Raw genomic sequence first — 25,624 nt, forward strand, 5'->3', positions numbered from 1 at the left:
CTCCCTTACTCTGGCACCTTGCGGCGGCCAAACCCCAGTTGCACTTTTTGCGCCACTCTTGCCATCCCACTCGCCAGCATATTGCGACCTCTGGCAAGGAGGCGTTGCCCCGCCCAATGCATGAGTGGTCGGAAGGGTGTGGGGGCCGTGGCGTGCCAACGACCAGCCAGCGCGGCGTCCCACACCGCCGTGACCCCGTCGACATAGCGCGCCACCGTGAACAACTGTGCGGCACGCAACTGAGCGGCCCGCCCCATTTCACATCGGAGCTGCGGATTGCTCAATTGCCGCCAGTGATCAGCCATCTCGGCCCAATCCCCCGGGGTTGCCAGCAAACCGGTCACCCCCTCTTCCACCACTTCGGGGATGCCGCCCACTCGGTAGGCACTGACCGGGAGCCCCAACATGCCCGCCTCCGCCAACGTCAGACCAAACACCTCCTCACGGGCTCCAGAGACCAGCAGATCCACCCCGCCCCGCAAGATAGCGGCACTGTCCGGCCGCTCGCCCAAAAAGTGGACCCGCTCGGCCACCCCGAGCTCGACAGCCAACGCCATCAATGCTTCCCGCTCCGGGCCGCTGCCAATGATCAGCAACTGGGCCTCCTCCCCCGATGCCATCAGGGCAGCCAGCGAGCGGATCAGCAGATCAATCCCCTTGCGTTTGATCAGGGAGCCGACGGTTGCGATGATCATATCCCCCGGGGGCAAGCCCAGCATGCCGACGACCGGCCAGTGAGCACTGCCATTCAGGCGAGCGGCATCCACCCCGTTGGGTACCCGGATCAACCGCTCGGCCGCGCAGCCATCCTGGCGCCAACCGGTCAACACCGGCTCGCTCACCCCGATCAGCACGCTTGCCTGATGGACCCGCAGGCTGAACCTGTCTCTTGGCTGGTAACGGGCATGGAGGTGGCACACCAGCGGTACCTGCAACGCCCGACAGACCCCCGCCAGCCACTGACAAGGGGCCGCGCTGTTGGCGTGCACCAGCCCAATCTGCCGCTCGGTGATGAGCTCTCTGGCTCGCCGGGAGAGGCGCCGATGGGCAGCAAGATCAAAGCGGGGCGCCTGCCATCCCAGCAGCAGGCTGAACGGCTCGACCATGGTTTCGACCCCGAGGGTGGCCGCCTCTGCCGCCAGCGTCGGGCTATTGCACCAGAGCAACGGCGTAAACCGGCTGCGATCGAGGTGGGCCAGCAGATCCAGCAGGCAGCGTTCGCTGCCGCGGATCCAGTCCTCTCCGTAGTGAACCAGCAAAACAGGGGTTGCGTTCATCCTCTTGCTCCCTTTGGTGGCACTGCCGGCAACCGGGTTGCCTCCTGATGATCCTCAGCGGTGGCCTTCGCCTCTGTGGCCGCCTGCTCCACGTACTTGATGGCGGCAACGGCCAGCGCCAGTTCCAGGTAGATGGGCCAGGTAAACCCCTGGGTCAGGAAGGATCCCGAAATCACAAACCCCACCATGCTGGCCATCACCCCCTGCATCGCCGTGATCACTGCAGGAGGCATGCCAGCAAGCTGGCAACGCCAGCAACTGCGCAGGGTCACCGTCACCATGCCGATAAACAGCGCCAGCCCGACAAAGCCGGTTTCAGCCAGCACCCCGAACCAGGTGGAGTGCACCGCATGATTGAGTCCATCCCAATGGGGGCTGTAGAAGAAGTAGTTGTAATAGAAATTGGACAAGCCCACCCCCACCAGCGGGTGGCCCAGCGCCATCCCCCAGGCCGCTTGCCAGGCGTAGATCCGCCCCATGGCCGAGGCATCGACCCCACTCTCGGCGGCACCGCCAGATGCCCGATCGCTAATCCCGGCAGCGGCAAACAGCACCACCAGCGCAACCATCCCCAGCGAGATCAACAGGGTTTTCGACTTCACCCGCTGCCAGGCAAACAGGCCACCAACGGCGCAGATACCCAGCAGACCACCCCGGCTCTGGGTGGCGATAATGGCGGCCGCAGTCAGCGCAAAGCCGAGCCCACCCAGCAAACGCCCCCCCACCCCATTGCCCTGATTGAGCAGTAAGCTCAGCGAAAAACCGGCAGGAAAGAGCAGCACCAGCGCCAGATCGTTGGGATCCCCCAGCACAGAGCCCAGCTCGCGCCCTATGGTCACCCGGGTGCCCTCCACCAGCCCGATCCCGCTCGCCTTGTTGTAGAGGGCCACCAGCGCCACCAGACAGCCCGCCACCACAAAGGTGCGCACCGCCAGCGCAAAATCCCCCGGAGTGCGCACCAGCCAGGCGGTGGCCAGGGTCATCAGATAGATCTTGCTGTAGCTGCCGGTCCAGGTGGCGATCGCCTCGCCCCGGTTGCTGGCAAACAGCACACCGATGGAGACCATCACAAAGAAGGCCGTCAGCCAGCTCAGGGCTGGACTCCAGTAGGGCTTGATCCGACCGGTCAGCAAAATGTGCCAGACCAGCGCACCGATGGCGGCCAGCGAGAAGAGCAGCGGGATCTTGAGGGGATAGAGCTGGGGGAACACCTCATGCAGCCGAAAGAAGGAGAAGGTGACAAACCCCAGCACCATCAAGAAGGGCCAGCGCAGGGCAAACCAGATGGCGGGAATGGCAAGGCCGAGCACCGGCAGCAGCAAGGGATGGGGCAGCCGCCACCAGAGCAGTGCCAGCACCAGACAGATGGCGCTTGCCCAGATGGCTGGCGTTAGACGAGCCATGATCCTGCCCACCATTGGCCGAGCCAGACCATCGCCAGCGCCCCGAGCGAACTGGCCCAGAGGGTCGAGAGGCGATACGGCAGCGGCAGCAACCGCTGGCTCACCAGATAAAAGGCCTGCGCCCGCACCAGATAGACCAGCAGTAGGGTCCAGATCACCCCGGCGACCCCGAAGGGGGGGATGGCGAGCAGAAAGCCTGCTACCCCAAGGGCGCTGCAGCCCAGATTGATCACCATCTGGGCATTGCTCTTCTCGCCGCTAAAGCAGCCGACATTGAGCAAGTCCGAAACATTGCGCACCGCCATACCCAGCACCAGCAGCGGAATATAGGCGATCGCCCCGTGATAGCTCTCCGGGGTCAGCCAGCGAATAAGCAAGGGGGCGGTAAGCCCGACAATCCCCGCGGTGACAAACCCCAGCACCGACCCCATCACGCTGTAGTGGGCATTGAGCCGCAGTCCATCCGGCTCACGCAGCAGCATGAAACGGCGGGGATACCACCAGAGGGCAAAGGGTTGCAGCAACAACCCCACCGCCAGCGCGAGCTTGCCTGCAACGGCGTAGTAGGCAAGCAGCGCCTCCCCCACCACATCGGCCAGCAGCCAGCGATCCAGTCCGCTCAGGGCAAAACCTGCCAGCCCGCTCACCACCAGGGGCAATCCATAGCGCAGCAGCGGCCGATAGTGCTGCCAGTCAAAGCGGATCCCGCTATCTCGCCACTGCCAGAGGCTCAGCAGCAGCGCCAGTGCAACGCAGGTCAGGGTGCCGGAGGCCAGCACCCCGCTCACGCCCCAGCCGAGCCAGAGCCACCAGCCGGTCAGCACCGACTGGATCACCGCCTTGCCTGCGGTTGCCACGAAAAAGAGCCGCGCCTGATTGCGCATGCGCAGCCATGCAAGTGGCACGCCGATCACCCCTTCAAACGGCAGGGCGCAAAGCACCCAGCGCACATCCGCAAGGCGAGTTTCCACCGGCAGCCAGGCTTGCACCACAGGTGCCAGCAGCCAGAGCAGCACCAGACTGGCCAGGGCGATCAGCCAGACCAGACCAAACATGCGGGCCACCACCTGCTGGCGCTCCTGCTCATCTTTCGCCAATCCGGCAAAACGGTAGAGGGCATCCACCAGCCCGAAGCCCAAAATAAGGGAACCCAGATTGATGAGGGTCAACAGCACCTCCAGCTGGCCGTATTCACGAGGCAGCAGCTGATGGGTCAGCACCGGCAGCATCAGCAGGGAGATCCCCTTCATCAGGAGCAAGCCGCCGGCGTAATAGAGCATGGCAATCTGGTTCACACCAAGTTTCATAGGGCCTCCCAGCCACCCGAAGCATCCTGCTCCGGGTCAGCTACCGCTAATGCAAAGCCCACGCCACTCACTCCCGCCCTGAAGCGATAGCTCCTCTGTGCGGCTTAACCGGCCTGAACAAGCCCAGAATGAGACTGGCATTTGCGTTTTGCACAACGCTGGCTGCAAATTGCACCGACCGGCGCAATCTGCCCCTCCTCTTAGCCCCATTTGGCCCGATCTAGCTGGGGCCGTCCTGTTGGCCCGATCCCTGCTTTCTGCTTAGCGAGCAACGGACTGCACCAGAGGGAGAGGTCGCAATGAACACCATCAACCTGCACCGGATGAAAAGCTGGGCCAAACAGGGGGAGACGCCACTGGCTCGCCGGGTATGGCGACTGGCCAAAAGTGCCCGCCACTGGTCATGCCCCGTGATCCCTCCCCTGCATCGGCTGCTTTATCGGCTCTATCTGTTGGGCAGCAACGCGCTGGCGACCCTGACCCGCACCCTTTGGTGGACTCCCTTGTTTCAATCTCGCCTCACAGCCCCCGCCCCGCGCCTCTATCTCTATGGCGGCATCCCCTATATCAGCGGTCCGGTCACCATCGAAATTGGTGCCGACTGCCGCCTCAGCGCCGCCATGACCATCAGCGGCCGGGCATCGAGCCAGACACCAAGGCTGGTCATTGGCCGCAATGTCGGGATTGGCTGGCAAACCACCCTAGCGGTGGGCAGCAAGATAGTGCTGGGGGATAACGTACGGATTGCAGGGCGTGCCTTTCTGGCGGGCTACCCGGGGCACCCGGTCAACGCCCGCGATCGCGCCCGGGGCCTGCCGGATCGCGATGAACAGGTGGGGGCCATTGTGCTGGAGCAGGATGTCTGGCTTGGCACCGGGGTGATGGTGATGGCCGGCGTCACCATAGGCGCTGGCACCATTGTCGCCGCTGGCAGCGTCGTCACCCGGGATCTGCCCGCAGGTGTGCTGGCAGCCGGAGTACCAGCCACCGTACTGCGCCCGTTGCAGCCACAGGATCACAGCGACCTCGCACACGCTTCGGAGACCTTTGCATGAAACCACACTCACTGCCGCAACTGGTGGTATTGGGAGAGGATTGGGGCCAGCACCCCTCCAGCACCCAGCATCTGATCAAGCGTCTGCTGCCCGATTATCAGGTGCTCTGGGTCAACTCCATCGGCATGCGCTGCCCCCGTTTTACCCTTCATGATCTCACCCGCATCGTCCGCAAAGTGGGGGCCGTGCTGCGCGGCGCGCTCCATGCTGGCAGCCAGTCGGTTGCGCCATCAGAGGTCAGCAGCCCCCGGGTTCTGCCGCCGCTCGCCTTGCCACTGCCGGGCAGTCGGCTGGCGGGCAAGATCAATGGCCACTGGCTGGCGGCGCAGATCCGGCGCCAGTTGCCCGAGCTGGATCGCCCCTTGCTCTGGATCTCCCTGCCCAGCGCCGTCGATCTGATTGGCAAGCTGGATGAGAGGGCGGTCATCTACTACTGCGGCGATGACTTCTCGGCGCTGGCGGGGGTGGATCATCAAGCCATTGCCCACTGCGAAGCCCGACTGGTGGAAAAAGCCGATCTCATTCTGGCCGCCAGCCCCGCGCTGGCCAGCCGCTTTCCTCCCCATAAAACCCGGCTCCTCAGCCACGGCGTGGATCTCGAGCTGTTTATGCCCCCCAGAGCGCGGCCGGCGGATCTTCCCTCCGGCCGCCCCATTGCCGGATTTTACGGCAGCCTGAGCGACTGGATTGATATCCCCCTGCTGGCAGAGACGGCTGCCGCCCTTCCCCACTGGGATCTGGTGCTAATTGGCCCGGTCCAGACCGATATCACCCCCCTCAAGGGGCTCCCCAATATCCATCTGCTGGGGCCCCGTCCCCATCACACGCTGGCGGCCTATGCCCAGCACTGGCAGGTGAGTCTGCTGCCCTTTGTCGACAACGCCCAGATCCGTGCCTGCAATCCATTGAAATTGCGCGAGTATCTGGCCGCAGGGCGCCCCATCGTCAGCACCGATTTTCCGGCTCTCGATGGCTATCGGGATCAGATCCAGCTCCCCCACGATGGGGAGAGCCTGGCCCAGGCCATCAATCGGGCAGCCTTTGATCAACCCAATCCGGGCTGGTTTCAGGAGAGTGGTTGGGAGGGGCTCACCCGCAGCGAAGGGCGCCACACTCGCCAGCAGCAGGTGGCCCTGCAAAGCTGGGATCACAAGGCTGCCGAGCTGAACAACTGGTTGAAGGGGCTGGCCGGATGAGCAGAGGGCTCTGGCTGGTTATCCTGCTCTGCTGCCATGCAGCAATGGCCGCCACCCGGCTGGAGGGGCAGACCCCGCTGCCCCTGACAGGCAACCAGACACCCCAGCGGCTCGATCTGAGCACCCACAACTGGCCAATAGGCAGCGATGATGAACTGGTGATCGAGGGCCATAACCCCAGCGCCCGCCCACAAACCCTGATCCTGCGTATCGACGATAACGCCTCGGTCAACTACCGCAGCCGGGTCAATCTGGAGCGGATTGTCGCCCCCGGCCCCTTCACCCAGCGCTTTGCCTTGAGTGAGTGGCGCACCAGCCAGCCCAGAGCGCTGGCGTTGGACAAACTCACCAAGCTCTATCTCTTTATGGCCGATAACGCCCCCTCAATGACCATTCACCGCTGGTACTGGGAGCCCGGTCTGACTCTGCCTGCGGGCACCATTGCGCTGGATCTGGGGGCCGCGGCTGCGCCCCGCTTTACCGGCTTTGAGCCCCTGAGCCCGGGGGATCCCCGGCTGATTGGCCACCCCACCACCATCATGCGTCCCTCCGGCGATGCCCTGGTTCGCGATGGACTGCGCAATCTCGACGGGGTGCGGCTGGACCTGGCCAAAGGACGCTACCAGCTCACCCTCTGGCTGGATGACCCCGGCGAGTGGGAGTACCTGCCCCACCCCTTCGAGCGCAGCGTGCTGGTCAATGGCGAGCCCATCTGGGCCGAGCAGTGGCAACCGCAGGAGTGGCTAACGCAGCGCTATCTGGCGGGGCAATCTCGCGAGGCACTGCCAAATCCGGATCCCTGGCAGCTGTTCGGGGCGCGTCAAGGCGGCCCGGTCCATGTCACCCTGAACCATCCCGGCGGCTCGCTCACTATTACACTGGTGGGCCACTCACCGGATGCCAAATACCTGGCAGGGCTGCTGCTTGCCCCCTCTCCGGCCCCCACCAGCAAAGAGGCTCTCCCGAATAGTGGAAAAGATCTCTCCGTATTGGCTGACGCTACCGCACTCGTGCTGACCAAGCAGCGCCAGCTGTTTTTGGAAAAGTGGACTCTGGCCCCCTATTCCCCAACCCCAGCCCCAGCTTCGCAGCAGCTCAGCCTCACGCCGATTACGGATGCCGCCCCAACCCTGCAGATCGCCCCGGCATCTGCGGCCGATGCATTGCAGCAGGCTGCACAACCGGTGCTGGCGGCCCGTGGCAGCAAGCTGCTGCTGGAGTTTGCCATCCACACCGCCACCGACGATCCGACCCCCTTGCTGGTGATCCAGCCCCCCGAGCAGGCAGGATCGCCGCTGGCGCTGACCCCCTATTACGGCAAGTGGCATCTGGTTCGCCCGCAGGCGAGCGGCACCCTGCTGGCGCCCTCAGATCAGGAGCTGGTCGAGGGGGTCGCCGGACTCACCCTGCTGGCAGGGGTACCTCGGCGTCTGGTGTTGCAGATCACCATCCCCCGCGATGCGCCGGCGGGGCGCTATCTGGGCAATATTCAGCTGCTTAGCCAACAGCAACTGGTGCAGTTGCCACTGACTATCGAGGTTCTGCCGCTGACTCTGCCCGCGGCCAGCAAGCCGGTCGGCATCTATGTCGAAGCGCCCCCTTATCTGAATTGGCTGAGCCCCAATCCCGAAGCGTTAAAAGAGCAGATCGCCGAGGCCAGTCGCTGCGATCTGCAGCGGCTCGCCAAGCTCGGGATCAGCGGCCTCTCGCCTGCCCTGCCACAGGATGAAGCGGGGATGCGGGAGATCATGGGAGAAGCGGCCGGGCTCGGCTTTGTGCCGCCCCTGCTGGCCTATACCCCGCTCAAACGCTGGGGGGGCGACCCTGCCAGCCAGCTCGAACAGTGGCAGGCGCGGCAACAGGGGCTGACCGCCAGCGGCTTGCCCCCGCTGGCATGGAGCCTGTTTGATGAGCCGGATCTCGCCACCCTGCCCGCCATCACCACCCTGGCGCGGGAGATGAAACGGCGGGATCCTGCGGTGATCCGCGCAGGCCACTTCAATCATCCGGGTCAAGTTGGTCTGCTGGCAGAGGTGGAGATTGCCCTGATCAACGCAGGTTTTGGCGCCGACAAAACCGATGTGGCGCGGGTACGCCAGCACAAGGTCACCCCCTGGTTTTACAATCTGGGCACCCCGAGAGCCGCCGGGTTCTATCTGTGGCAAAGCGGCGCCGAGGGCTATTTGCAGTGGCATGGCCGCATGCCCACCGCCCTGCCCTATGACCCCACCGACGGGCGGGAGAGCGACTTTATGCTGCTCGGCCCGCAAGCCTGCGAGGCGCACCGCCTCTCTCACGATCTGTTACTGTTGCAGCAAGCCATCGAAGATCTGCGCTGGCTCGCCTGGCTGGAGCAGGAAGCCCGCTATCAGGTGGAGGCCGCCCTGCTGCTGGAGCGCCTGCGCGATCAGCTGCCGACCCGCTGGCAGGTGGCAGAGCAACTGCCCTCTGCCGCCTGGATCCAGTGGCGCCGCGAGATTGAACGACTGGCCAAGGGATTGAAAACATTGCAAACTGGTGCCAACTCATCCTCCTGAAGTGACTGCGTATGGCCAACCAGACTCCCCGCTCCACAGCCAAAGACAGCGCCCTGCGCCGCCTGTTACCCCTGATGCTGCCGCTGCTGATCCTCACCGGTTGCGCCCGTCAGGAACCGGTCAATGAGACCCTGCCGCTCCTCAACCAGTTGCGGGAACAGCAGCTGGCCGAACAGCCCCAGCTGCAACTGCAGTACCAGAACGCGGAGACGCAACTGCCAGCGGATCAGGAGCAGCAGTTGCATCAGTTTTTGGGACGCAAGGATCCGGCCCGGATTGCGCTGGTAAGCGGCCCAGGGCTGCAAACCGACATGCTGGAGAGTGCGCGGATGGCGAGCGTGCGGCTGACGGCCCTCACCCGCTTGCTGGGCTCTCGCGCCATTGAACTGGAGCCCCGCTATGACCCCATGCTGGCCCCCAATACCTTGCTGATCCGCATTCTGCCAAACGGTGAATCGGGGGCGGTCACGCCAACGGCGGCGCAATAAGCGCGAGGCAAGAGGTTGGCAAGGCCACCCGATAGAGGGGATAAGGGGTCAGCCCCCACAACTTGCGCCAACCCTGGGTAAGACGGTACGAGAGCAGCGGCGGGCTCTGGTGCAGCTCGCCTAAAAACATCACCCCTTGGCTCATCCCTTCACCCGCCAGCGTCACTGACATCGCCTCGCTATCCGGCGCCACCAGCATGGCCTGCAGCAGGCCGTCACAACGGGGATGGGCAAGCTGATAGCTGACATAGGTGCCGCCCAATACCGGCGTAGCCACCCGCAAGCGCCATCCCAGCTGGACCAGCTCCAGCAGCATGGGCTTGGCCCCCTCGTTAACTGCCCGGTTCTGATAACGCCAGCCCATGGCGGCAGCACTGAGCAGCGCCACCAGCAACAGCAGCAGATACCCCCTAGATAGATGCATCACGGCGCCCCCTTAGAAACAGGATGGTCATCACCAACAACATGATGGCCCACTGGTAGAGCTGGGCCAGCGAGCCGGTATGGAGCCAGCCATACCAGCGCAGATCCAGGCTCATCAGCACCAGCCGCAGCTGATTGGCCCCGATATAGAGCAGGCAGACCAGCAGCAATATGGGCCACTGCCGGTAGAGTGGGCGCTCCGGCGCCAGCCAGCAGCAGGAGACCAGCCAGGAGAGCACCACCAGATAGAGTTGAGAAAACGAGGAGCACCCCTTGAGCACGATCAGCGCATGGCCCCCCAACCGCTCGATGCGATTGCCATCAAGGCGAGTCTCCCAGCCAAGCAGTTGCAACCACTGGCCCACCCCCCAGGCATCAAGCGCCAGCACAGGGCCAGAGAGCAGGGCAAACACCTGCTGCCCCCACAACACCGCCACGGTAAAGGCGAGCACAATCTGCAACACCGCCCGCTCATCGCCACTCTGATGACGGCGCCATAGCGAGGCCACCAACAGCAGACAGGCCAGCGCCTTGCAACTGGCGCTGGGGATCAGGATCAGCAGGATAAAGAGGGCGAGCGCCAGTGGATGCGGGCGCCAGCTCGGTGCAACCCGCGATGCAATTTGCCACCAGATAGCAATCAGCAACACCACCAGCAGGTTGAAGTGGCCCATATTGAGCCACACCATGCCCCACTGATTGGCCAAACCAAGTAGCAGCCAGTTGGGTGCCCACTGCCAGGGACGGATCTCCATCGCAACTCCTGCCGGTTATCAGCGCTTTTGACCGCTGTCGCAAGTTCCATGCCTGCCCGACCTCACCCGGATCAAGCCAAGTCAGAGGATTCGCCAAAGCTGGCACGCTTTATTCATTCCCCCTGCTGGCACTAGCGCCAGGGAGAAGGAGTGAGCAATGAAACTCAAACCGTTGGCAGGGCTGCTGGGGATGTTGTTGGTAACCTCCCCCGCATACGCCTTGACCGAAGTCGATACCGAACTGCAACTGCTGATGGATGTGTCGGGCAGCGTCAGTTCATCGGAATTCAATCTGCAATTACAGGGGTATGTGGACGCCTTTTACAGTCAGGATGTACAAAGCGCCATCCTCGACACCAGTGGCGGCAAACTCGGGTCCATCGCCGTACAGATGATCATGTGGAGCAGCAGCAACCAGCAGAGCGTGATGACTGACTGGTTCCACCTCTACGACATGACCTCCATCAACAACTTCGCCGCCACCCTGGATGCCCTGGTACGCCCCTATGCGGGGATGACGGCCCCCGGTTCGGCCATGGCCTTTGGTGCCCAGCAGTTTGATACCAACAACTTCACCGCCGCCCGCCAGGTGATGGATGTGTCGGGTGACGGTATCCAGAACAACGGGCTGGATACCTCTACCGTGCGGGATCAACTGCTCGCCTCCGGCATCGATACCATCAACGGCATCACCATAGGTCAGGACTATGCCGATGGGGTGCTGCAAGAGTGGTATGTGGAGAACGTGGCGGGCGGTCAGGATGCGTTTGTTATCAATGCCACCACCTTTGCCGACTTTGGCAATGCGCTGGAGCTCAAACTGGCGGCCGAAATTGAAGGGGGCATTATTCCGGAAGGTGCACTGGCCGCCCCCATCGAGGAGATCCCGCTGGCCGCCCAGCTGCTGCTCGGTATGCCGCTACTGCTGGCCTGGCGCTATCAACGCCGTAATCAGGGACGCCTGCAGCCCGCCAACGGGCAACTGGCCCCCGCCATCGGCTGATTTATCCCCCCGTGTGTTGCGATTAGGGAGCTATGGCTCCCTGATTTTTTTGTGGCGGTGATGACCTGAATACAGCGCGAAAAGGCTAGTCGCCCTGACGAAATTCGCCCGATTGACCAATATGCCAAGTCTTACCATATGGATGCTGCGCCGCTTGTTCTTCTGAGGGCAACAACGATAACGCCTCTAGAGTGGATGCGATAAGTTCACTCTTGCCCAGTGCCTGGCGTAGAGAGAGCGCCTCTGACAACACGGTGCGAGCGTTGTCATAAGCACCGGTCTGTACGAGAGCCTTGCCAAGATGATGCAGTGCGAAATGCCGCATAAGGGAGTTTGGTTGCAACCGTTCAACTACTTGGGAGGCCAAGCTGACAGCTTCGTCCAAACGGTCGAGCCGCTGCAAAACCTGCACCAGGCGTAGTTCTGAGCTAACGCGAGCAACATCGTCCTCTGAAACCATCTGCGCGGAGATCACCTCTCGGAGAATGGCTTCTGCCTGCGCGGCTCGCCCCACACATAGCAACATAAAGGCGGCAGCGCTCCGAGCTCTTGAAGCAGCTCGTGACAATGCAGCACAGGGATGTTGGTCGAGGGACTGATTGGCAGCAGCCTGCATGGCTATTGGGTCTACCGCTTCGGGGAGCAGATAGGGAGCGCACAAACGGTATTCCGTACCGGTGCCTGCGATGCAAAACGTGTAGCCATCAGTGAGCGCCATGGGTTGATTCATCGATCCTCACGTTTGAAATAAACTGCCTCGCAGCAGCCGCTACTTGCCAGAAGCAAGATACAAAGTTCGATTAGCTATATAACACCGCCTTCAGCTGCACCACCGCAGACGAATTCTGCTGGGAGGCTTTGTTATACGCGTTTAAAATTCAGGAGCGTTTTTAGAAAACTTAAAATATTAGGTCCATAATTCAATAAAGTTTTGGTTAGGCCATGAACCGCTGAGCATGATGTCACTGCCCAGGTTCCGTAGCCGGAGTCAACGTTTGAAAAATCAGCATATTTCTTGAAGTCGTATTCTTTCATGACATCAAAAAATGATTCACTGACACTTTTCAGAACATAATTATAAACATTTTCATTTACAGGCTTGGCGAACCTTAGTTCTTTCTCATCAATGTGTGGAAAAACGTCCTCGCCGAAGTATTTTCTCAATGTACCACCAACATGAGCCCCCCTTGTAACTTTTCTAGTCGCATAAAGAGTAGTAATAACAGCAATAATGGAACAAATAGTATCCCGATCTCTTACAACAGATGTCTCAATAGCTAATGCGACACTATCTTTTGTCGAAGGTCTGCTAACATTGCCTAACTTTTCTTGCAGCCAATCATCAATATTCTGTGCACCATCTAGAATAGAACCTCTCAATTCAGGATTCTGGGAGATTTCCTTCATAGCTCTTTCCATAAGAGTAATAATGAGTAGAGCTAATTTTATTTTTCCTTCCATAGCACACCTTTATGCATAAAAAACAATATTTTAAAATATTTTATGACAAGTGCCTAACGCCTTGTTTACCTGAAAATTAGGAGAACCATAGGTTCGATTAGCGAAGCGTAATCGGACGTTCGTGGCCTTCCTAGGAGATGCATCTTCAACAAGCCAACACTTTTCCATCTTGCTACTCCTATACCATCCCGAAGCTAACTCTCGAACAGACAGCAAAGGTCACCGCCTGAACGTATGCAACATTAGCCGGAAGTATCACCGCAAGCGTCCGATTACGCTTTGCTAATCGAACCTACGAGCTATATCAAATCCACATGCAGCAATTTGTTATGTTTACTTTGTATTTCTAATTTTGTTAGTTGCATAAATAAGTAACGACTTATCATATATTTTCTCTACTGATTCAACTATTGAATTTAAATGCTCTTTAAACTCACTTATTTGTATATGCATAAAATCATCAGTTAATTTGATTAGAACATCTTGAGGTAATGTAACGCTACTACCTTGCTTTTCACTGGCATCAAGTTTATGTAGCATTGACAACAAATCAAATGCTTCATCTGTGTAATTGGCATGATGAACGATTTTATTACGCATTTCTCTAAATTCAGTGCAATGCTTACGTAATTTTTTAAGTTGGTCAGCCATGCCAGATGATTGAACATGAGCATTTGTGACAACTGACATATGAGAAATAGATTCGTCGGCAATACCTAAGTCATGTAGACTACTGGCTAGTATTAAAGCACGATCATAAATAGCACTGCTTCTAATCAAGAAATTTTCAATTTCATATTCTATATAATCTGCGTTTGTAAATTTTTCATCTGAACGTTTTTTGTTAACAACATACTCCAATTGATTTAATGACAGATGGCATTTATCAATTGCACAAGACAAGCGAACCAGAGTTTGCGCACAACGGAATACATACCACTCCAAATTATTTTCACAGTGGACTTCTTTTCCTTCTAACCCACGCTTTCGTACTGGATTATCAGAATCGTATAAAACAACTTCCTCAAATAAATGCACGCCCCCTCCAAATAAACATAACATTAATTATATTGAAGGCAGTATTAAACCAATAACTTATCATTCCGAACGACGCCGCCCTTTGATACATCACCCACTCTGAAAATCACTTTAAAATCATTAAATTACCAACCTAGCTCCAGTTTATGAACTGATTGTCTCTGTTTCATTTATTTGGGTCCATTTCTACCACTGTACAAAATCACAGTCAATCTGTTGCTATGGAAAATGCTACCTGCCTCGTCTTCTTAACAACATCAGGACGCAAATCGAATCGAGCCTAATTAAATAGCGTCGCCTCCCAAAACACCGCCTGATACTCATAAAAAAGGCCTTATCACAAGGCCTTTTCAGATATATTCAGGTTCCGGCTGGTAGCCAGTTTTTACCGCAATCCCCCCGGCTCTGGTGACAAGGGCAACACCTGCCCATCCAGCACATGATCACTATTGGATGGATAGTCCGGCACTGGCTCGCAGTAGGGAATGCGGCTTAGCACCGGCGCCTTGACCAGGGCAGCCAGTTGATCGGAGCGGCGCAGGCTGGCATCCGCCAGTTCGGCCACCAGCGCCAGACCGCAGCCGAGCCCCAGCCCGCCAACAATGCCCGCCAGCAGGAACAGCCAGAGCGGGTAGTTGCTCGGCTTGCTGGGGGCAAAGGGTTTGTCGATCACCTTGATCCGCTCCCCCTGCTCGAAGTTGCCCAGATCGCCGGTCACCTTGGCCTTCTCATAGCGCAGCAGCAAATCCTGATAGAGGGTGCGCTTGACCGCCAGATCCCGCTCCAGCTCGGCGAGCTGGCGCTCGGTCTCCCCCTGGGAGTCGACCACCTTGTCCAGCCCATCCAGCTGGCTCTTCAGGCCGGCGGCGTTTTGCTCCGCCTCCGTCAACTGCGTCTGAGCCAACTGCCACTCGGGCCCGCGGGCCATATCCGGTTGAGATTTGAACTGCTCAAACTCCTGCTGCAACTGGTCAATCTGATAGCGCAGGCTCTGAACCTTGCTGTGCTCGTCGCTGTAGCGGGCCCGCAGCAACACCAGCTCGGTGCGCATCAGTTGCAGCTTCTCATCCAGTTGGCGGGCCAGCTGGCTCTCCTGCCCCAGCGATAGCTGATCGACCCGGGCCTTGGCCTGCTGCAGGGTGATCAGGCTCTCGGCATAACGCTCCTGCAAGCCATAGAGACGGGCGACGTTGGTACTCTGCTGCTGGGGCAAGGCGCTGGCATGCTCCCGTTTGAAGTCGGCGAGCAGCTGCTCGGCCCCTTGCAGTTCGCTGCGGCGGCTGTCGAGCTGGCTTTGCAGAAAACGTTCGGACGACTCCGCCGACTGGCGCCCCTTGCTAAGCAGGTTGAAGAAAAAGCGCCGCGAAATGGCTTCGAGCAAACCGGCGCTGTTGGCCGCCGAATCCGCCTTGACCTTTATCTCGATCACCTCATCGCCGATCAGCCGCAGCGAGACGGCACTCGAGAGCCAGTCCATGATGGCATCGCGCTGGGCTGGCGGGGTCTCGTCATTGACCAGACCGCGATCCCGCGCCACTCCATCGAGCACATAACGGCTGCGCAGCAGGGCTTCAAGTACCGCAAAGCGATCCTTGAGACTCTCCTGAGTGATCAGATCCTTGAGGGTCGGGGTCTGGTTGGCATCTTGCGGCACCATAAAGGTGGTGCGGCTCTCATACTCCTTGGGGGTGAGCAGGCCGACCGTCACGCCCACCAGCGGCATCACCAGTACCGGGATCACCAGCAGATAGCGACGGCGCCAGGCGGCAAAGAGAATGATGTAGAGGTTGTAATAGAACTGGACAGGCATGGCATCACTCCCTGAGAAAAGCCCTCCCCCCGCACGATGCAAAGGCAGTGCCACCAGAGGAGCTGATCGCCTCTGTGGGCAGATCGCAAGAGTGGTACAAGATTCGCATTCTCCCGCTATCCGGGGTGTCACCCCTTCCCTTGCCGGAGCGCGAACCATGTTGTCATCAACCCCGTCGCACAGACCCCATCCCCGCAGGGGCACCATCCCCCAGCCTATCGTGCAACCTGCCCTGCAACCTGTTATTCAACCTGTCGTACAAATCGTGCAGCACCTGCAGCCCGGCGGGCTGGAGACTATGGTGCTCAACCTCACTCAGGCAAGCCCTGCCGAGCAACCGGTGCATATCATCTCCCTCGAAGGGCGCAAAGGGGATGTGCTAAGGGCGTGGCCCGCCTTGCATCCCTTCGCAGGCAATATTCACTGTCTGGAAAAGCCCGCGGGCTGGTCGCTGGCGACCCTCTGGCGGCTCACCCGACTGCTGCGCCAACTCAAACCAGTCGCGGTACATACCCACCATCTGGGGCCCATGCTCTATGGCGGCCTCGCCAGTCGGCTGGCACGGGTGCCCACCCTGGTACACACAGAGCACGATGCCTGGTATCTCGATGATCCCCATCAGCGCACGCTGGCCCTCTGGGGACTGCGCGCCTTCAAACCCATTCTGGTGGCCGATGCCACGCCGGTGGCCAACCAGCTGCTGGCCAAGCTGGGGCAGTTGTCGCCAACCGTGATCCCCAACGGCATCGATGAGCGGCGCTTTGCCCCGGGCGCCGCCGCCCTCGCCCGTCAGGAGATGGGATTGCCGCAAGGGGTCAAGTTGATTGGCTGCGCCGCCCGCCTTGAATCGGTCAAGGGTCACACCTTGCTGCTGGAGGCGATCCGCACCCTGCCGGAAGAGGTGCATCTTGCGTTGGCAGGGGTCGGCAGTTTGCAAAATGCGTTGCAACAACAGTGTCAGCAACTGGGGATCGCCCATCGGGTCCATTTTCTGGGGCTGGTCGAAAACATGCCGCGCTTCTATCAGGGGCTGGATATCTTCTGCCTCCCCTCGCTGGCAGAGGGGATGCCGCTCTGCGTGCTGGAAGCACAGGCGTGCGGGGTACCGGTGGTGATGAGCGATGTGGGGGCGGCCAGAGAGATCGTCTGCCAGGCCAGCGGCCATATCCTGTCGGAGCGGGATCCCGGCCGCCTTGCCCAGCTTCTGGCACAAGGGTTGCTGCAGTGCCATAGCCTGCGTGCCGTCACCCGTGAGTTTGTGTGCCAGCAAAGCAGCTTGAGCCGGATGGCTCAGGCCTATCAGCAGCTTTACAGCCGCTGATCAAGCGACCCGATGACCAGAGGAGCATCCCATGGAATGGATCATGATCGTGTTCTGGCTGTGCGCTGTACTGGTGGTCTACCACCATGTCGGCTATCCCCTGCTGCTCAAATTCGGTGGTCGGCAGGCGCGCAAGGTCGCCAATCCGCCCCGCCCTCTGGATCGGGGATTCAAAGCAGAGGCCGCCGATGAGGCGCTGCCGACCATCACTTTGCTGATGCCGGTCTACAACGAGGCGGCGACCATCGGGGCCAAGCTGCAAAACCTCGCCAGCCTCGATTACCCCGCCGACAAGCTGTGGGTGCATGTGCATTTCGACGGCTGCAGCGACAACAGCTACCCCATTGCGCTCAGCCAGCTCGGTGATCCCGCCCTGCAGCAGTTGCAGATCAGGCTGTTTGATCACCCCCGCAATCGCGGCAAGGTCGCCGTGCTCAACGAGGCCATGACCCGGGTGCACAGCGATCTGGTAGCCCTCACCGATGTCTCGGCCCTGCTGCCCATCGACAGCCTGCTGCTGGCGGTCGCCCATTTTGCCGATCCCAAGGTAGGGGTGGTCGGGGAAGCGTACCGCTTCTGGCAACCGGGCTCCCAGGGCGAGGAGAGTTACTGGCACTATCAAAGCCAGATCAAGCTCTGCGAGTCGGCCCTTGGCGGCATGCTGGGGGCCCACGGGGCCTTTTACATGATGCGCCGGGAGTGCCTCACCCCGCTGGCCGCCGATACCATCAACGACGATTTCATCCTGCCGATGCAGGCCATCGCCAAAGGGTATCGGGCTGTCTATGACAATCGCTGCGCCGCACTGGAGCTGGAAGTTTCCGATGCCGCGCTGGAGGCGACACGGCGCAAGCGGATCGGCGCTGGCAACACCCAGCAGTTGTTGCGGTTGCTGCCCCTGCTGCACCCCAAATTCGGCTGGGTTGCCTTCAACTTTGCCAGTGGCAAGGGGCTGCGGGTGTTGATGCCGCTCTGCCTGACCCTGCTGTGGCTCTGCGCCATCCCGCTGGCCACCCAATCCCTGCTGTTTCAGCTGTTACTGGGGCTGCAACTGCTGGGGTATCTGCTGGTCATCCTGATCCAGCTGACCCCTGTGCACCCCTGGCCCAATCTGTTTCGCAAGATCCACTATCTGGTGATCGGACACTGGTACAACGGCATGGGCACCCTGCGCTACTGCCTGCGCGCCCCCATACGTTTCATGTCACAGGAGAAAGCCGTATGACACACCCCATTCCAAGATTGACCCTGGTGGTCAAACGCAGCATGGATCTGTTCGGTGCCACTCTTGGCCTGCTGCTGACGCTGCCGCTGTGGCCACTGATCATGCTGGCCATCCGACTCGATAGCCCGGGGCCGGTGTTCTTTCGTCAGCTGCGGATCGGGCGCAGCCACGCCACCCATACCGAGCTCTTTTTCATGATCAAGTTTCGCACCATGCGCGCCGACGCCGAGGCGGCCACCGGGCCAGTCTGGTGTGGCAAGGGGGACAGCCGGATCACCCGCAGCGGCGACTTTCTGCGCAAAACCCGGCTCGATGAGCTGCCGCAGTTTATCAATGTGCTCAAGGGGGAGATGTCACTGATCGGCCCCCGCCCGGAGCGACCCGGGATCGCCAATCGGCTGGAAAATGCGGTGCCGTACTTTATCGAACGCACCTATGAAGTGGCCCCCGGCATTACCGGTCTGGCGCAGGTCAATCAGGGCTACGACGAGTCGCTGGATGATGTGCGCAGCAAGCTCGCGTTCGATCTGGCCTACTCGGTCGCCCTGCTCCACCCCTGGCGCTGGCTGGTGCAGGATGTGCATATCATCGGCAAGACGATTGCCATCATGGTTGGCAAGAAGGGGCGCTAATCCCGCCAATCTCAGCCACATCTCAACCCCATCAGGCCATTGCCACTGCAATGGCCTTTTTTATGGCGCATCGTTGTGGCACGTCCGCGGTGATCACCGAGAAGTCAGCGACCTGATAGCCATCATCTGGCCCCATCCACAGGCCTGATGTCCGCTTGCCCCACCGCAGAAACCCGAGCGTTGCGTGATCACAGAAGCAATCCGCCCCCTGCAACCCCTAACACCGGCACATAAAAAAACGAGTAGCCAGCGGCCACTCGTTTTGACAGGTTTCTCCGTGATTCAGGCGCCGTAGACGGCCAGAATATCGGTCACTCGGTTGTTGACGCTGTACCCGCGGGCTATGGTGTTGCGGGCCGCCTGACTCATTTTGCTGCGCACCACCCCATCGCTGCGCAGCCAGTAGTTGACCAGCTCCGCCATATCCCGCACATGGCCTGGCTCCACCAGCCAGCCATTGGATTTGTGGTCGATCAGATTGACCAGGCCCCCCACTGCAAAGGTACAAACCGGTATGCCGTGAGCCATCGCCTCCAGGGCCACCAGCGGCAACCCTTCAAAGCGGGAGGTGATGCAGAGCAGGTCGATGTTGTGCCACTCATTGGCCATGTTTTGGAAACCATGAAGCTGGACGCGATCACCATACTGCTGCAACAAGGCGCTTTTCATGGGGCCATCCCCGTAGAGATGAAACGCCCCATCCGGGCAGAAGGCGGCCAGCTGGCAAAACGCCTCCGGCCCCTTTTCCGGCGAGAGGCGGCCGACAAAGGCAATCCGGTTGCCAGTTACCGTAGCCGGCGTCGCAGGCATGGGGACAAAGTTGCTGATCACCGTGCTTGGCACAGGCAATTTGCGAGCGATGGGCTCGCTTACTGCAATACACTTCGCAAAACGCGCTGTGGTGCGATCCAGCCAGCTGTAAAACTTCAGCAATCCCTCCCCGTCATCCCCGCTGTGAAAAGTCGAGACCACCGATTTACCGGTGAACCAGGCTGTCAGCCGCCCCAGCACCCCGGCCTTGTAGCCGTGGGTATGGATCAGCACAGAGGCAGGCTGGCGGGCCAGACGGCGCATAAAATCGCGGCTGTTGTGGCACACCTCGTAAGGCAAGCCCTGCTGTTTGAGCAGGGTTGTAAACGGGGTCATGCCATGGTTGCTCACCAGCACTATGGTGGGGCGAAATCCCCTGGCCAACAGATCGTTGGCGAGATGGATAATGTGAACTTCTATTCCACCGACCTGACGTGCATCGATGGCCAGCCAGATCTGCTGCATGGGTAACATAAGGCCCTCCTCCCGTGGCTCCATGCCACCTGAAATGAGGCGCTGCATAGAGCGGGCCAGTCAGGCAAAGAGGGGCAGGATCAGGCGCCGGGACAGGCGACCAGCAAGAGGGTCATGTCATCGAGGGCGGCATCATTGATGCGCTCATCAAACCAGCGGGCGATGCGATGAGCCAGTTGCTCAAGACCGGGCCCCGAAGTCAGGCAGATCTCTTTTAGCTGCGACTCCCAGCGCTGGCGCTCTGCGGCATCACGGCTATCGAGCAGGCCGTCGGTCCAGAACAGCAGGATCTCGCCGGGCTTGAGCTGACGCTCATTGGTCACGAAGTGGGGATCCGGGCGCAAACCGGGCAAGGGGCCGGTCACGCCGACCTGACGGATGGTGCCGGGCCCGACCAGCCAGGGCGCAGGGTGGCCCGCGCTGGCCCACTGCACCCGCCCCTCGTTGCCGAGCTCAATGCAGAGGGTGGTGAGCAGGGTAGCCCCGAGGAGCGGATCACTGTGAACCGCATTGGACAAGATGGTCAGCAAGCGGGCGGGGGCGCGCTCCAGATCGTGGGCGGTCAGCAAACCGCGCAGATAACCGGCATAGGCATGGGCAAAGAACTTGGCTTCTGCATCGTGGCCCATCACATCCCCGAGCCACAGCACCCGATCCTTGACCAGCAGAAAGTCCCCGCCCCCCACGGTGGCCGCGCGGGTTTGCAACGCCAGCTGGTATCCCCCTATGGAGGTGGCGGGCAATAACGGGCGCAGCGCCGAGGTCATGCGCTGATCCAGCTGTTCGCCCCATTGCGACTTGAGCTGCTGCGAGCGTTGCAGCACCCGCGAAACCGCCAGCAACAGGTCCTGCTTGGTGATGGGCTTGACCAGAAAGTCATCGATCCCCAGCGCCCCCGCCCGACTCTGGGTCCACTGATCCTGATGACCGGTCAGGAAGATAAAGGGCACCCCCTTCATCTTGGGATCCTTCATCAACTGCTGGCGCAGCCCAAAGCCATCGATCCCCTCCATCTCGATATCGGAGAGCACCAGCGCGGGGGGTTGCTTCCCGAGCGCCAGCAGGGCGGCATGGGAGTCGGCATAACTTTCAACCCGGTAGTGCTCATGAAGGTAGGCGGTGAGCAAGGCACGCATCACCTTGTCATCGTCGATCACCGCGATCACCGGCAGTTGGTTGACCGGGCCTTGTTGGCGAAGGGTCACGCGATTGCGCTCACCGTCGCGAGAGAAGTGCACCTCGGCAAATAGCTGGTGCACCAGCGCCAGCCCGTATCCCCCCTCCTGCAGCTCATCGGGTAACGGCGCACTGGCAAGACCGGGTTGCGGGCCGCCATCATCCTCCAGTATCAGACTCAAGCCCGTTTCATCCTCTTTCAGAGTGAGCCAGAGCCGGGTCGCGGGAGGAGCTGTGTGTTTGACGCTATTGGTGGCCAGCTCACTGAAACAGAGCAGCCAGTTGGCTTGATCCTTTGGGGAGACCTGAAACAGGGAGAGCCCCTGTGCCAGCCGGTTGCGCAGTTCGCGCACCGCCTGCAGGGTTGCCGGAGCAGATCGCAACCAGTCATCCATATCGGGTCTCCATCAGCGGGCGATCAGATCCGGAAATTGAGCAAGGCACTACGCCGGCACCAGCGCTTGAGCCATTCGGTCACCCGGTTGCTGGGCAGCCGGTTGAGCTCGCGCAGGATCTCGCTGGCCAGCCCCGGGTTGAGCTTGTCGTTATAGACAGCGCCAATAAGATTGGCCTCGGCACGGGTCAGTTTATCCACCGCACTTTGTACCACGGTCGTCGGCGTCACCCCCGCCAGCACCACCAGCAGCGCCCCTTCACAGGCACCACACACCTGATCGGCCGGAATATTGCCCCGATTGAGGGCGGTGAGCGGCGAAGTATCGAAGATCACCACATCGTAATGCTCGAGCCAGCGAACCAGCAGCTGACGCAAGGTATCCTTGTTGCGAAAGGCCATCAGATCCTTGCCTGGCGCCGGGAGCAAGGACAAGGAGCGGCCAGTGGCTACCGGCTCGGGCACATCATTGGGCCCCCAGGCAATCGCCGTGGCGCGGCCGGGATGATAGAGGTTGAGATCCACCAGCAGGGTGCGCAGCCCATCCGCCTCCGAGCGCCTTGCCAGCGCATCGCAGATGGAGCTCACCCCCTCTCCCCCTTCCGACGAGGTGACCGCCAGCGAGCGGATCCCCCGGGCGACCGTCGCCGCGTAGAGGGATTCGAGCTCCAGATATTGAATGGGGATGCTCATATCAAAGCGTCCCGACCAGGGCCACCACCGAGATCGTGGTCAGGATGTCGCGCATGCCATCCATGAAAATGGCCCAGTTGCTGCTCTTGCTGTCAGGGATAAATACGGTGTCCCCTGCGCGCAGCACCGGCAACTGGCTAAAGTCGGGCTCTTTGGCAAAGCCGTCGAGATCGAAGCTGCGGGCCTGATCCCCCTGACCACTGGTAGCCATGTTGATCACCACAATCTTCTTGATATAGGCGCTGCTGGTCGGGCCCCCTGCCTCGGCCAGCAGATCCAGCAGGGTCATGGAGGAGTCAAAGCGGTAGCGACCGGGACGGGCTATCGCTCCCAGCACCCGAATGGTGTTCTCCTTCGGCTCGTCGAGCCAGGGACGATTCTTCTCCGGCAGGTAGATGGAGTCACCGGGCAGCACCTTGGGCAGCAAGGTTTCATCGCCAGTTTCAAAGTAGAGAGCAAGGTCGAGCTTGCTGACCCGCGCAGTGCTGCCACTGCGATGGGCGATACGCACATTGCGCAGATCCGCCGCCGCAGTCGGACCATCGGCGGCCGACAGGATGTCGATAAAGCCCATCTGCTCATTGAAGGCATAGCGACCGGGGGCCCCGACCTGACCGAAGATATAGATGGAACTGTCCGGTGACTGGCGCACCCACTGGGATTTGTTGTCACTGGGATCGGTGGGCAGCTCGGGGATCATGATGGTGAATCCGGCCCGGATCTTTGGCAGGCTGGCCAGCGCCCCGCCCTGATGGAGAAACTTGTCGAGATCAAACAGGGTCGGCGTGGCCTGCCCCCCTTCGGCGGTCAGGATCTGCACCTTGGCGATATCGGCCCGCTCGTTGGGGCCACCGGCGTGGGCGATCAGATCCAGCAGCGACATTTCGTCAGACCATTCATAACGACCCGGGATCCGCACCGCCCCCATCACCATCACCGCCCGCCCGGGGGCCACCTTCAACCAGGACTTCTCGTTGATATCGGTCTTTTCCGGCACAAAGATGGCATCACCGGGTTTGACTTGGGGCAGCGCCTTTTGCATCCCTTCGGTATAGGCCTGCAAGTCGATGGGTTCGATCGTGCCATCGGTGCGCAGCAAACGGATCTGGCGACTCTCGGCATAGCGGGTCGGGCCACCGGCATTGGCCAGAATATCGAGGAAGGAGTCCCCTTCCCGCCCCTCATAGGCGCCGGGTTTGAACACCTCGCCCATGATGTAGATGGTGCGTGCCCCCCGTTTTATCTGCTCTTCATCCTTGGGCACGAAGATGGTGGCGCCCGGCGCCAGATTGGGCAGCAGCTTGTTGTTGCCGGAGTCGAGATAGGCTTTGAGATCGAACAGTTCGGGGGCATCACCATTGATCACCCGGATCCGCTCCACCCCGGCAAAACGGGTTACCCCACCGGCTCGCATCAGCAGATCCACGATGGAGTTGCCACTCTTGAAACTGAAGGCGCCGGGGCTGTTGACCTCGCCAAACACCTTGATCGCCTTGCCGGTATCGCCATCCCCGCCTGCCGCCAGGGTTGCCGCATCAAAATCTATTTGCACGTTGCCGATCAGCGGAGAGGCGGGTACGAACACCACATCAAGGGATTGCAATGGCGGCAGCACGCTGGCATCACCGGTATCGAGATAACGCTTGTAGTCGAAGCTCGAGACCGTACTGCCGCGCCGCACCTGCATGTTGTTGAGCTGGGCACCGGGCACCAGACCGCCAGCGGCATCGAGGGCCATCTGCACGTTGCCATCGGGCGCCAGATCATAACTGCCGGGTTTTTTGACATAGCCCATCACGCTGATCAGCAGCCGCTTCTCCAGCAAGGTGACGGTCAATTGAGAGAGGTTGTTGTAAACAGGTTTGAGGGCGGTGCGGATCAGCTCATCCGCCTGTTGCAGGGTCTTCCCCCCCACCACGACGTTGCCAACTTCAGGCAGTGCAATCTCCCCCTGCTTGTTGATCTGGAAAGGCTGATCAAAAGCAGGCTCACCGGGTTGCACTATGGCCAACCGATCACCGGGAGCCAACAAGGCGGAGGCCAGTAACGGGCAGGTGAACAACAGCAAGAGAACACAGATCAATCCTTCGAGAGCGCCCCGTTTCATAGACATCCTTTTCGTCTGTTACGTCTGCCCCCATTGGCGTAAGGGGAGCCCTGACCAATCAGCACGACAGCCATCCGCTGTTGTCTGTTGCAGCCGCAAACGTACTTGTTGTAGTGATTGTGCCAACACGGTCTGACGCCAGGCTACATCCGACCAGAGCCGTCCGTGCATATCCCGTTCGATATCAATACGTTGAGATTGTAGCCGTTTCAACTCGGCAGGCATACACCCCTGCAGACTCGCCTGCTTTAATTCCGTCAGCTGCAAGTCGAGTTCCTTCTGACGCTCATCATAACGAGACCAGACCCGCCGTTCATCCTCATTGACCGGAATACGGGTGGGTCTTGCCTCTGCCATGCCGCCATACCCCTGTGGCGGCCACTGCGCACAACCCGACAGCAGAATGGACGATAGCAGGATACCAAAGCGTTTCATGATGCAGCGGCCATCATGCCACGGGAACGCATATAGGCCTTGATGCTCTCATGGCAGGGGATCACCCGGTCGATATGCAGCATCTCCAGCAGGTCATGGGGTTGACCGGGTCCGCAGACAAGGGCCATCTGATGCCCGTTCATAATCAATCTTTTATAGAGAAATACCAAGGCTCCGATCCCTGACGAGTCGATAAAATGAACATCGCTGATATCGGCCAGGATATCTCCCGGGTGGGTCGAGAGGGTTTCAAACAACGGGCGGAGCTCACTGACGGCCATCGCGTCAAACTCGTTTTCCAGTACCACTACCTGGATATCATTAAGGGTGTAAGTCATGCTTTCCATCGCTAGCTCCTTGTCGATTCTCAGACTATTTGCTGTCACGGCATTCAGCACGTTGCAAATGTTATGCCGGGCAGTGCCACGGCTCTTGTTCCCCAAATGATACTCTTTGCGCCTTATTCGCCGACACCCACTCCTCGTTTTGATTGCCAAATTGCAATTGACCTCCCCCGCACGTTGCAAACTGCAATTCACCTTCGCCGAGATCGCCCGATAACAGGCTAAATGGCTGATAATTCAAGCCCATTAGACTGGGCCCG

The 25,624-nt window shown here is 60.1% G+C and carries 23 protein-coding genes; 8 read left to right on the plus strand and 15 right to left on the minus strand.

Annotation, left to right across the window (positions count from 1 at the left end):
* Positions 1 to 5 precede the first annotated feature (5 nt).
* Genes G5168_RS01195 through G5168_RS01205 form a run of 3 tightly spaced genes read right to left on the minus strand, consistent with a single transcriptional unit; the run spans position 6 to position 3,987 of the window.
* Complete coding sequence (locus tag G5168_RS01195; RefSeq protein WP_421251731.1) at positions 6 to 1,277, minus strand: glycosyltransferase family 4 protein; 1,272 nt, start codon at positions 1,275 to 1,277, stop codon at positions 6 to 8.
* Positions 1,274 to 2,680, minus strand: a complete 1,407-nt coding sequence (locus G5168_RS01200) for an O-antigen ligase family protein (RefSeq protein WP_100653873.1) — start codon at positions 2,678 to 2,680, stop codon at positions 1,274 to 1,276. The genes G5168_RS01195 and G5168_RS01200 overlap by 4 nt, the downstream gene beginning before the upstream one ends.
* Entirely contained in the window at positions 2,668 to 3,987 is a 1,320-nt protein-coding gene (locus G5168_RS01205) for a lipopolysaccharide biosynthesis protein (protein WP_421230776.1), read from the minus strand. Before G5168_RS01205 ends, G5168_RS01200 begins: the two co-directional genes overlap by 13 nt.
* A 299-nt stretch (positions 3,988 to 4,286) precedes the next feature.
* Here G5168_RS01205 and G5168_RS01210 point away from each other — a divergent pair, with 299 nt between their 5' ends.
* From G5168_RS01210 to G5168_RS01225, 4 genes are read left to right on the plus strand one after another with little or no spacing between them, the layout of a single operon-like run.
* Entirely contained in the window at positions 4,287 to 5,042 is a 756-nt protein-coding gene (locus tag G5168_RS01210; RefSeq protein WP_021230246.1) for an acyltransferase, read from the plus strand.
* The gene (locus tag G5168_RS01215; protein WP_421251732.1) at positions 5,039 to 6,238 is read left to right on the plus strand and encodes a glycosyltransferase; all 1,200 of its coding nucleotides are present in this window, start codon (positions 5,039 to 5,041) and stop codon (positions 6,236 to 6,238) included. Before G5168_RS01210 ends, G5168_RS01215 begins: the two co-directional genes overlap by 4 nt.
* Positions 6,235 to 8,775: a hypothetical protein gene (locus tag G5168_RS01220; RefSeq protein WP_421251733.1), complete on the plus strand. Its 2,541-nt coding sequence runs from the start codon at positions 6,235 to 6,237 to the stop codon at positions 8,773 to 8,775. The genes G5168_RS01215 and G5168_RS01220 overlap by 4 nt, the downstream gene beginning before the upstream one ends.
* Before the next feature lie 11 nt (positions 8,776 to 8,786).
* Positions 8,787 to 9,263 carry a hypothetical protein gene (locus G5168_RS01225; RefSeq protein WP_421251734.1) on the plus strand — a complete coding sequence of 159 codons (477 nt, stop codon included), beginning with the start codon at positions 8,787 to 8,789 and terminating at the stop codon, positions 9,261 to 9,263.
* Here G5168_RS01225 and G5168_RS01230 read toward each other — a convergent pair.
* Together G5168_RS01230 and G5168_RS01235 are read right to left on the minus strand one after the other, a co-directional pair.
* The gene (locus G5168_RS01230; protein ID WP_042083518.1) at positions 9,241 to 9,687 is read right to left on the minus strand and encodes a hypothetical protein; all 447 of its coding nucleotides are present in this window, start codon (positions 9,685 to 9,687) and stop codon (positions 9,241 to 9,243) included. The genes G5168_RS01225 and G5168_RS01230 overlap by 23 nt on opposite strands.
* The gene (locus tag G5168_RS01235) at positions 9,674 to 10,441 is read right to left on the minus strand and encodes a hypothetical protein (RefSeq protein WP_042083515.1); all 768 of its coding nucleotides are present in this window, start codon (positions 10,439 to 10,441) and stop codon (positions 9,674 to 9,676) included. Before G5168_RS01235 ends, G5168_RS01230 begins: the two co-directional genes overlap by 14 nt.
* 157 nt (positions 10,442 to 10,598) lie before the next feature.
* On the opposite strand from G5168_RS01235, the gene G5168_RS01240 reads away from it, so the two are divergent.
* Positions 10,599 to 11,444, plus strand: coding sequence for a DUF1194 domain-containing protein (locus tag G5168_RS01240; RefSeq protein WP_042083513.1), 846 nt, complete (start codon positions 10,599 to 10,601; stop codon positions 11,442 to 11,444).
* Between the two features lie 85 nt (positions 11,445 to 11,529).
* Here G5168_RS01240 and G5168_RS01245 read toward each other — a convergent pair whose 3' ends face one another.
* The 4 genes from G5168_RS01245 to G5168_RS01260 form a co-directional block, all read right to left on the minus strand.
* Positions 11,530 to 12,174, minus strand: a complete 645-nt coding sequence (locus G5168_RS01245; protein ID WP_155395931.1) for a tetratricopeptide repeat protein — start codon at positions 12,172 to 12,174, stop codon at positions 11,530 to 11,532.
* Between the two features lie 131 nt (positions 12,175 to 12,305).
* Positions 12,306 to 12,905 (minus strand): hypothetical protein, encoded by a 600-nt coding sequence (locus G5168_RS01250; protein WP_421251735.1) that lies wholly within the window; start codon positions 12,903 to 12,905, stop codon positions 12,306 to 12,308.
* 333 nt (positions 12,906 to 13,238) lie between these two features.
* A complete protein-coding gene (locus G5168_RS01255; RefSeq protein WP_155395930.1) occupies positions 13,239 to 13,943 on the minus strand; it encodes a Cthe_2314 family HEPN domain-containing protein in 705 nt (234 codons plus the stop codon).
* Between the two features lie 385 nt (positions 13,944 to 14,328).
* The gene (locus G5168_RS01260; protein ID WP_421251736.1) at positions 14,329 to 15,753 is read right to left on the minus strand and encodes a GumC family protein; all 1,425 of its coding nucleotides are present in this window, start codon (positions 15,751 to 15,753) and stop codon (positions 14,329 to 14,331) included.
* Between the two features lie 157 nt (positions 15,754 to 15,910).
* Here G5168_RS01260 and G5168_RS01265 point away from each other — a divergent pair, with 157 nt between their 5' ends.
* From G5168_RS01265 to G5168_RS01275, 3 genes are read left to right on the plus strand one after another with little or no spacing between them, the layout of a single operon-like run.
* A complete protein-coding gene (locus tag G5168_RS01265) occupies positions 15,911 to 17,074 on the plus strand; it encodes a glycosyltransferase (protein ID WP_421251737.1) in 1,164 nt (387 codons plus the stop codon).
* 31 nt (positions 17,075 to 17,105) lie between these two features.
* The gene (locus G5168_RS01270) at positions 17,106 to 18,299 is read left to right on the plus strand and encodes a glycosyltransferase family 2 protein (protein ID WP_421251738.1); all 1,194 of its coding nucleotides are present in this window, start codon (positions 17,106 to 17,108) and stop codon (positions 18,297 to 18,299) included.
* Positions 18,296 to 18,931 carry a sugar transferase gene (locus tag G5168_RS01275; protein WP_421251739.1) on the plus strand — a complete coding sequence of 212 codons (636 nt, stop codon included), beginning with the start codon at positions 18,296 to 18,298 and terminating at the stop codon, positions 18,929 to 18,931. Before G5168_RS01270 ends, G5168_RS01275 begins: the two co-directional genes overlap by 4 nt.
* 282 nt (positions 18,932 to 19,213) lie before the next feature.
* Here G5168_RS01275 and G5168_RS01280 read toward each other — a convergent pair whose 3' ends face one another.
* The 6 genes from G5168_RS01280 to G5168_RS01305 all read right to left on the minus strand — a co-directional run bounded on the left by G5168_RS01280 (position 19,214) and on the right by G5168_RS01305 (position 25,367).
* Entirely contained in the window at positions 19,214 to 20,215 is a 1,002-nt protein-coding gene (locus G5168_RS01280; protein ID WP_069527367.1) for a glycosyltransferase family 4 protein, read from the minus strand.
* A gap of 80 nt (positions 20,216 to 20,295) precedes the next feature.
* The gene (locus G5168_RS01285; protein WP_005351421.1) at positions 20,296 to 21,786 is read right to left on the minus strand and encodes a SpoIIE family protein phosphatase; all 1,491 of its coding nucleotides are present in this window, start codon (positions 21,784 to 21,786) and stop codon (positions 20,296 to 20,298) included.
* A gap of 23 nt (positions 21,787 to 21,809) precedes the next feature.
* Positions 21,810 to 22,478, minus strand: a complete 669-nt coding sequence (locus G5168_RS01290) for a tyrosine-protein kinase family protein (protein ID WP_005333403.1) — start codon at positions 22,476 to 22,478, stop codon at positions 21,810 to 21,812.
* 1 nt (position 22,479) lies between these two features.
* On the minus strand, positions 22,480 to 24,585 hold the full coding sequence (locus G5168_RS01295; RefSeq protein ID WP_224969957.1) for an SLBB domain-containing protein: 2,106 nt from the start codon (positions 24,583 to 24,585) through the stop codon (positions 22,480 to 22,482).
* Positions 24,586 to 24,603: 18 nt separating this feature from the next.
* The gene (locus tag G5168_RS01300) at positions 24,604 to 25,020 is read right to left on the minus strand and encodes a hypothetical protein (RefSeq protein WP_019445317.1); all 417 of its coding nucleotides are present in this window, start codon (positions 25,018 to 25,020) and stop codon (positions 24,604 to 24,606) included.
* Entirely contained in the window at positions 25,017 to 25,367 is a 351-nt protein-coding gene (locus tag G5168_RS01305) for an STAS domain-containing protein (RefSeq protein ID WP_005333409.1), read from the minus strand. Before G5168_RS01305 ends, G5168_RS01300 begins: the two co-directional genes overlap by 4 nt.
* Positions 25,368 to 25,624: the final 257 nt, after the last annotated feature.

It is taken from the genome of Aeromonas sp. 600724 (assembly GCF_049175135.1).
GTDB lineage: Bacteria > Pseudomonadota > Gammaproteobacteria > Enterobacterales > Aeromonadaceae > Aeromonas > Aeromonas veronii_A.

Excerpts from the sequence above, each read along its gene's own strand:
- G5168_RS01240 (WP_042083513.1), top strand. The coding sequence starts at position 10,599 with ATGAAACTCAAACCGTTGGCAGGGCTGCTGGGGATGTTGTTGGTAACC.
- G5168_RS01205 (WP_421230776.1), bottom strand. The coding sequence starts at position 3,987 with ATGAAACTTGGTGTGAACCAGATTGCCATGCTCTATTACGCCGGCGGC.
- G5168_RS01300 (WP_019445317.1), bottom strand. The coding sequence starts at position 25,020 with ATGAAACGCTTTGGTATCCTGCTATCGTCCATTCTGCTGTCGGGTTGT.
- G5168_RS01230 (WP_042083518.1), bottom strand. The coding sequence starts at position 9,687 with ATGCATCTATCTAGGGGGTATCTGCTGCTGTTGCTGGTGGCGCTGCTC.
- G5168_RS01210 (WP_021230246.1), top strand. The coding sequence starts at position 4,287 with ATGAACACCATCAACCTGCACCGGATGAAAAGCTGGGCCAAACAGGGG.
- G5168_RS01305 (WP_005333409.1), bottom strand. The coding sequence starts at position 25,367 with ATGGAAAGCATGACTTACACCCTTAATGATATCCAGGTAGTGGTACTG.
- G5168_RS01200 (WP_100653873.1), bottom strand. The coding sequence starts at position 2,680 with ATGGCTCGTCTAACGCCAGCCATCTGGGCAAGCGCCATCTGTCTGGTG.
- G5168_RS01270 (WP_421251738.1), top strand. The coding sequence starts at position 17,106 with ATGGAATGGATCATGATCGTGTTCTGGCTGTGCGCTGTACTGGTGGTC.
- G5168_RS01275 (WP_421251739.1), top strand. The coding sequence starts at position 18,296 with ATGACACACCCCATTCCAAGATTGACCCTGGTGGTCAAACGCAGCATG.
- G5168_RS01265 (WP_421251737.1), top strand. The coding sequence starts at position 15,911 with ATGTTGTCATCAACCCCGTCGCACAGACCCCATCCCCGCAGGGGCACC.
- G5168_RS01295 (WP_224969957.1), bottom strand. The coding sequence starts at position 24,585 with ATGAAACGGGGCGCTCTCGAAGGATTGATCTGTGTTCTCTTGCTGTTG.
- G5168_RS01245 (WP_155395931.1), bottom strand. The coding sequence starts at position 12,174 with ATGAATCAACCCATGGCGCTCACTGATGGCTACACGTTTTGCATCGCA.
- G5168_RS01250 (WP_421251735.1), bottom strand. The coding sequence starts at position 12,905 with ATGGAAGGAAAAATAAAATTAGCTCTACTCATTATTACTCTTATGGAA.
- G5168_RS01285 (WP_005351421.1), bottom strand. The coding sequence starts at position 21,786 with ATGGATGACTGGTTGCGATCTGCTCCGGCAACCCTGCAGGCGGTGCGC.
- G5168_RS01280 (WP_069527367.1), bottom strand. The coding sequence starts at position 20,215 with ATGTTACCCATGCAGCAGATCTGGCTGGCCATCGATGCACGTCAGGTC.
- G5168_RS01235 (WP_042083515.1), bottom strand. The coding sequence starts at position 10,441 with ATGGAGATCCGTCCCTGGCAGTGGGCACCCAACTGGCTGCTACTTGGT.
- G5168_RS01260 (WP_421251736.1), bottom strand. The coding sequence starts at position 15,753 with ATGCCTGTCCAGTTCTATTACAACCTCTACATCATTCTCTTTGCCGCC.
- G5168_RS01220 (WP_421251733.1), top strand. The coding sequence starts at position 6,235 with ATGAGCAGAGGGCTCTGGCTGGTTATCCTGCTCTGCTGCCATGCAGCA.
- G5168_RS01215 (WP_421251732.1), top strand. The coding sequence starts at position 5,039 with ATGAAACCACACTCACTGCCGCAACTGGTGGTATTGGGAGAGGATTGG.
- G5168_RS01195 (WP_421251731.1), bottom strand. The coding sequence starts at position 1,277 with ATGAACGCAACCCCTGTTTTGCTGGTTCACTACGGAGAGGACTGGATC.
- G5168_RS01290 (WP_005333403.1), bottom strand. The coding sequence starts at position 22,478 with ATGAGCATCCCCATTCAATATCTGGAGCTCGAATCCCTCTACGCGGCG.
- G5168_RS01225 (WP_421251734.1), top strand. The coding sequence starts at position 8,787 with ATGGCCAACCAGACTCCCCGCTCCACAGCCAAAGACAGCGCCCTGCGC.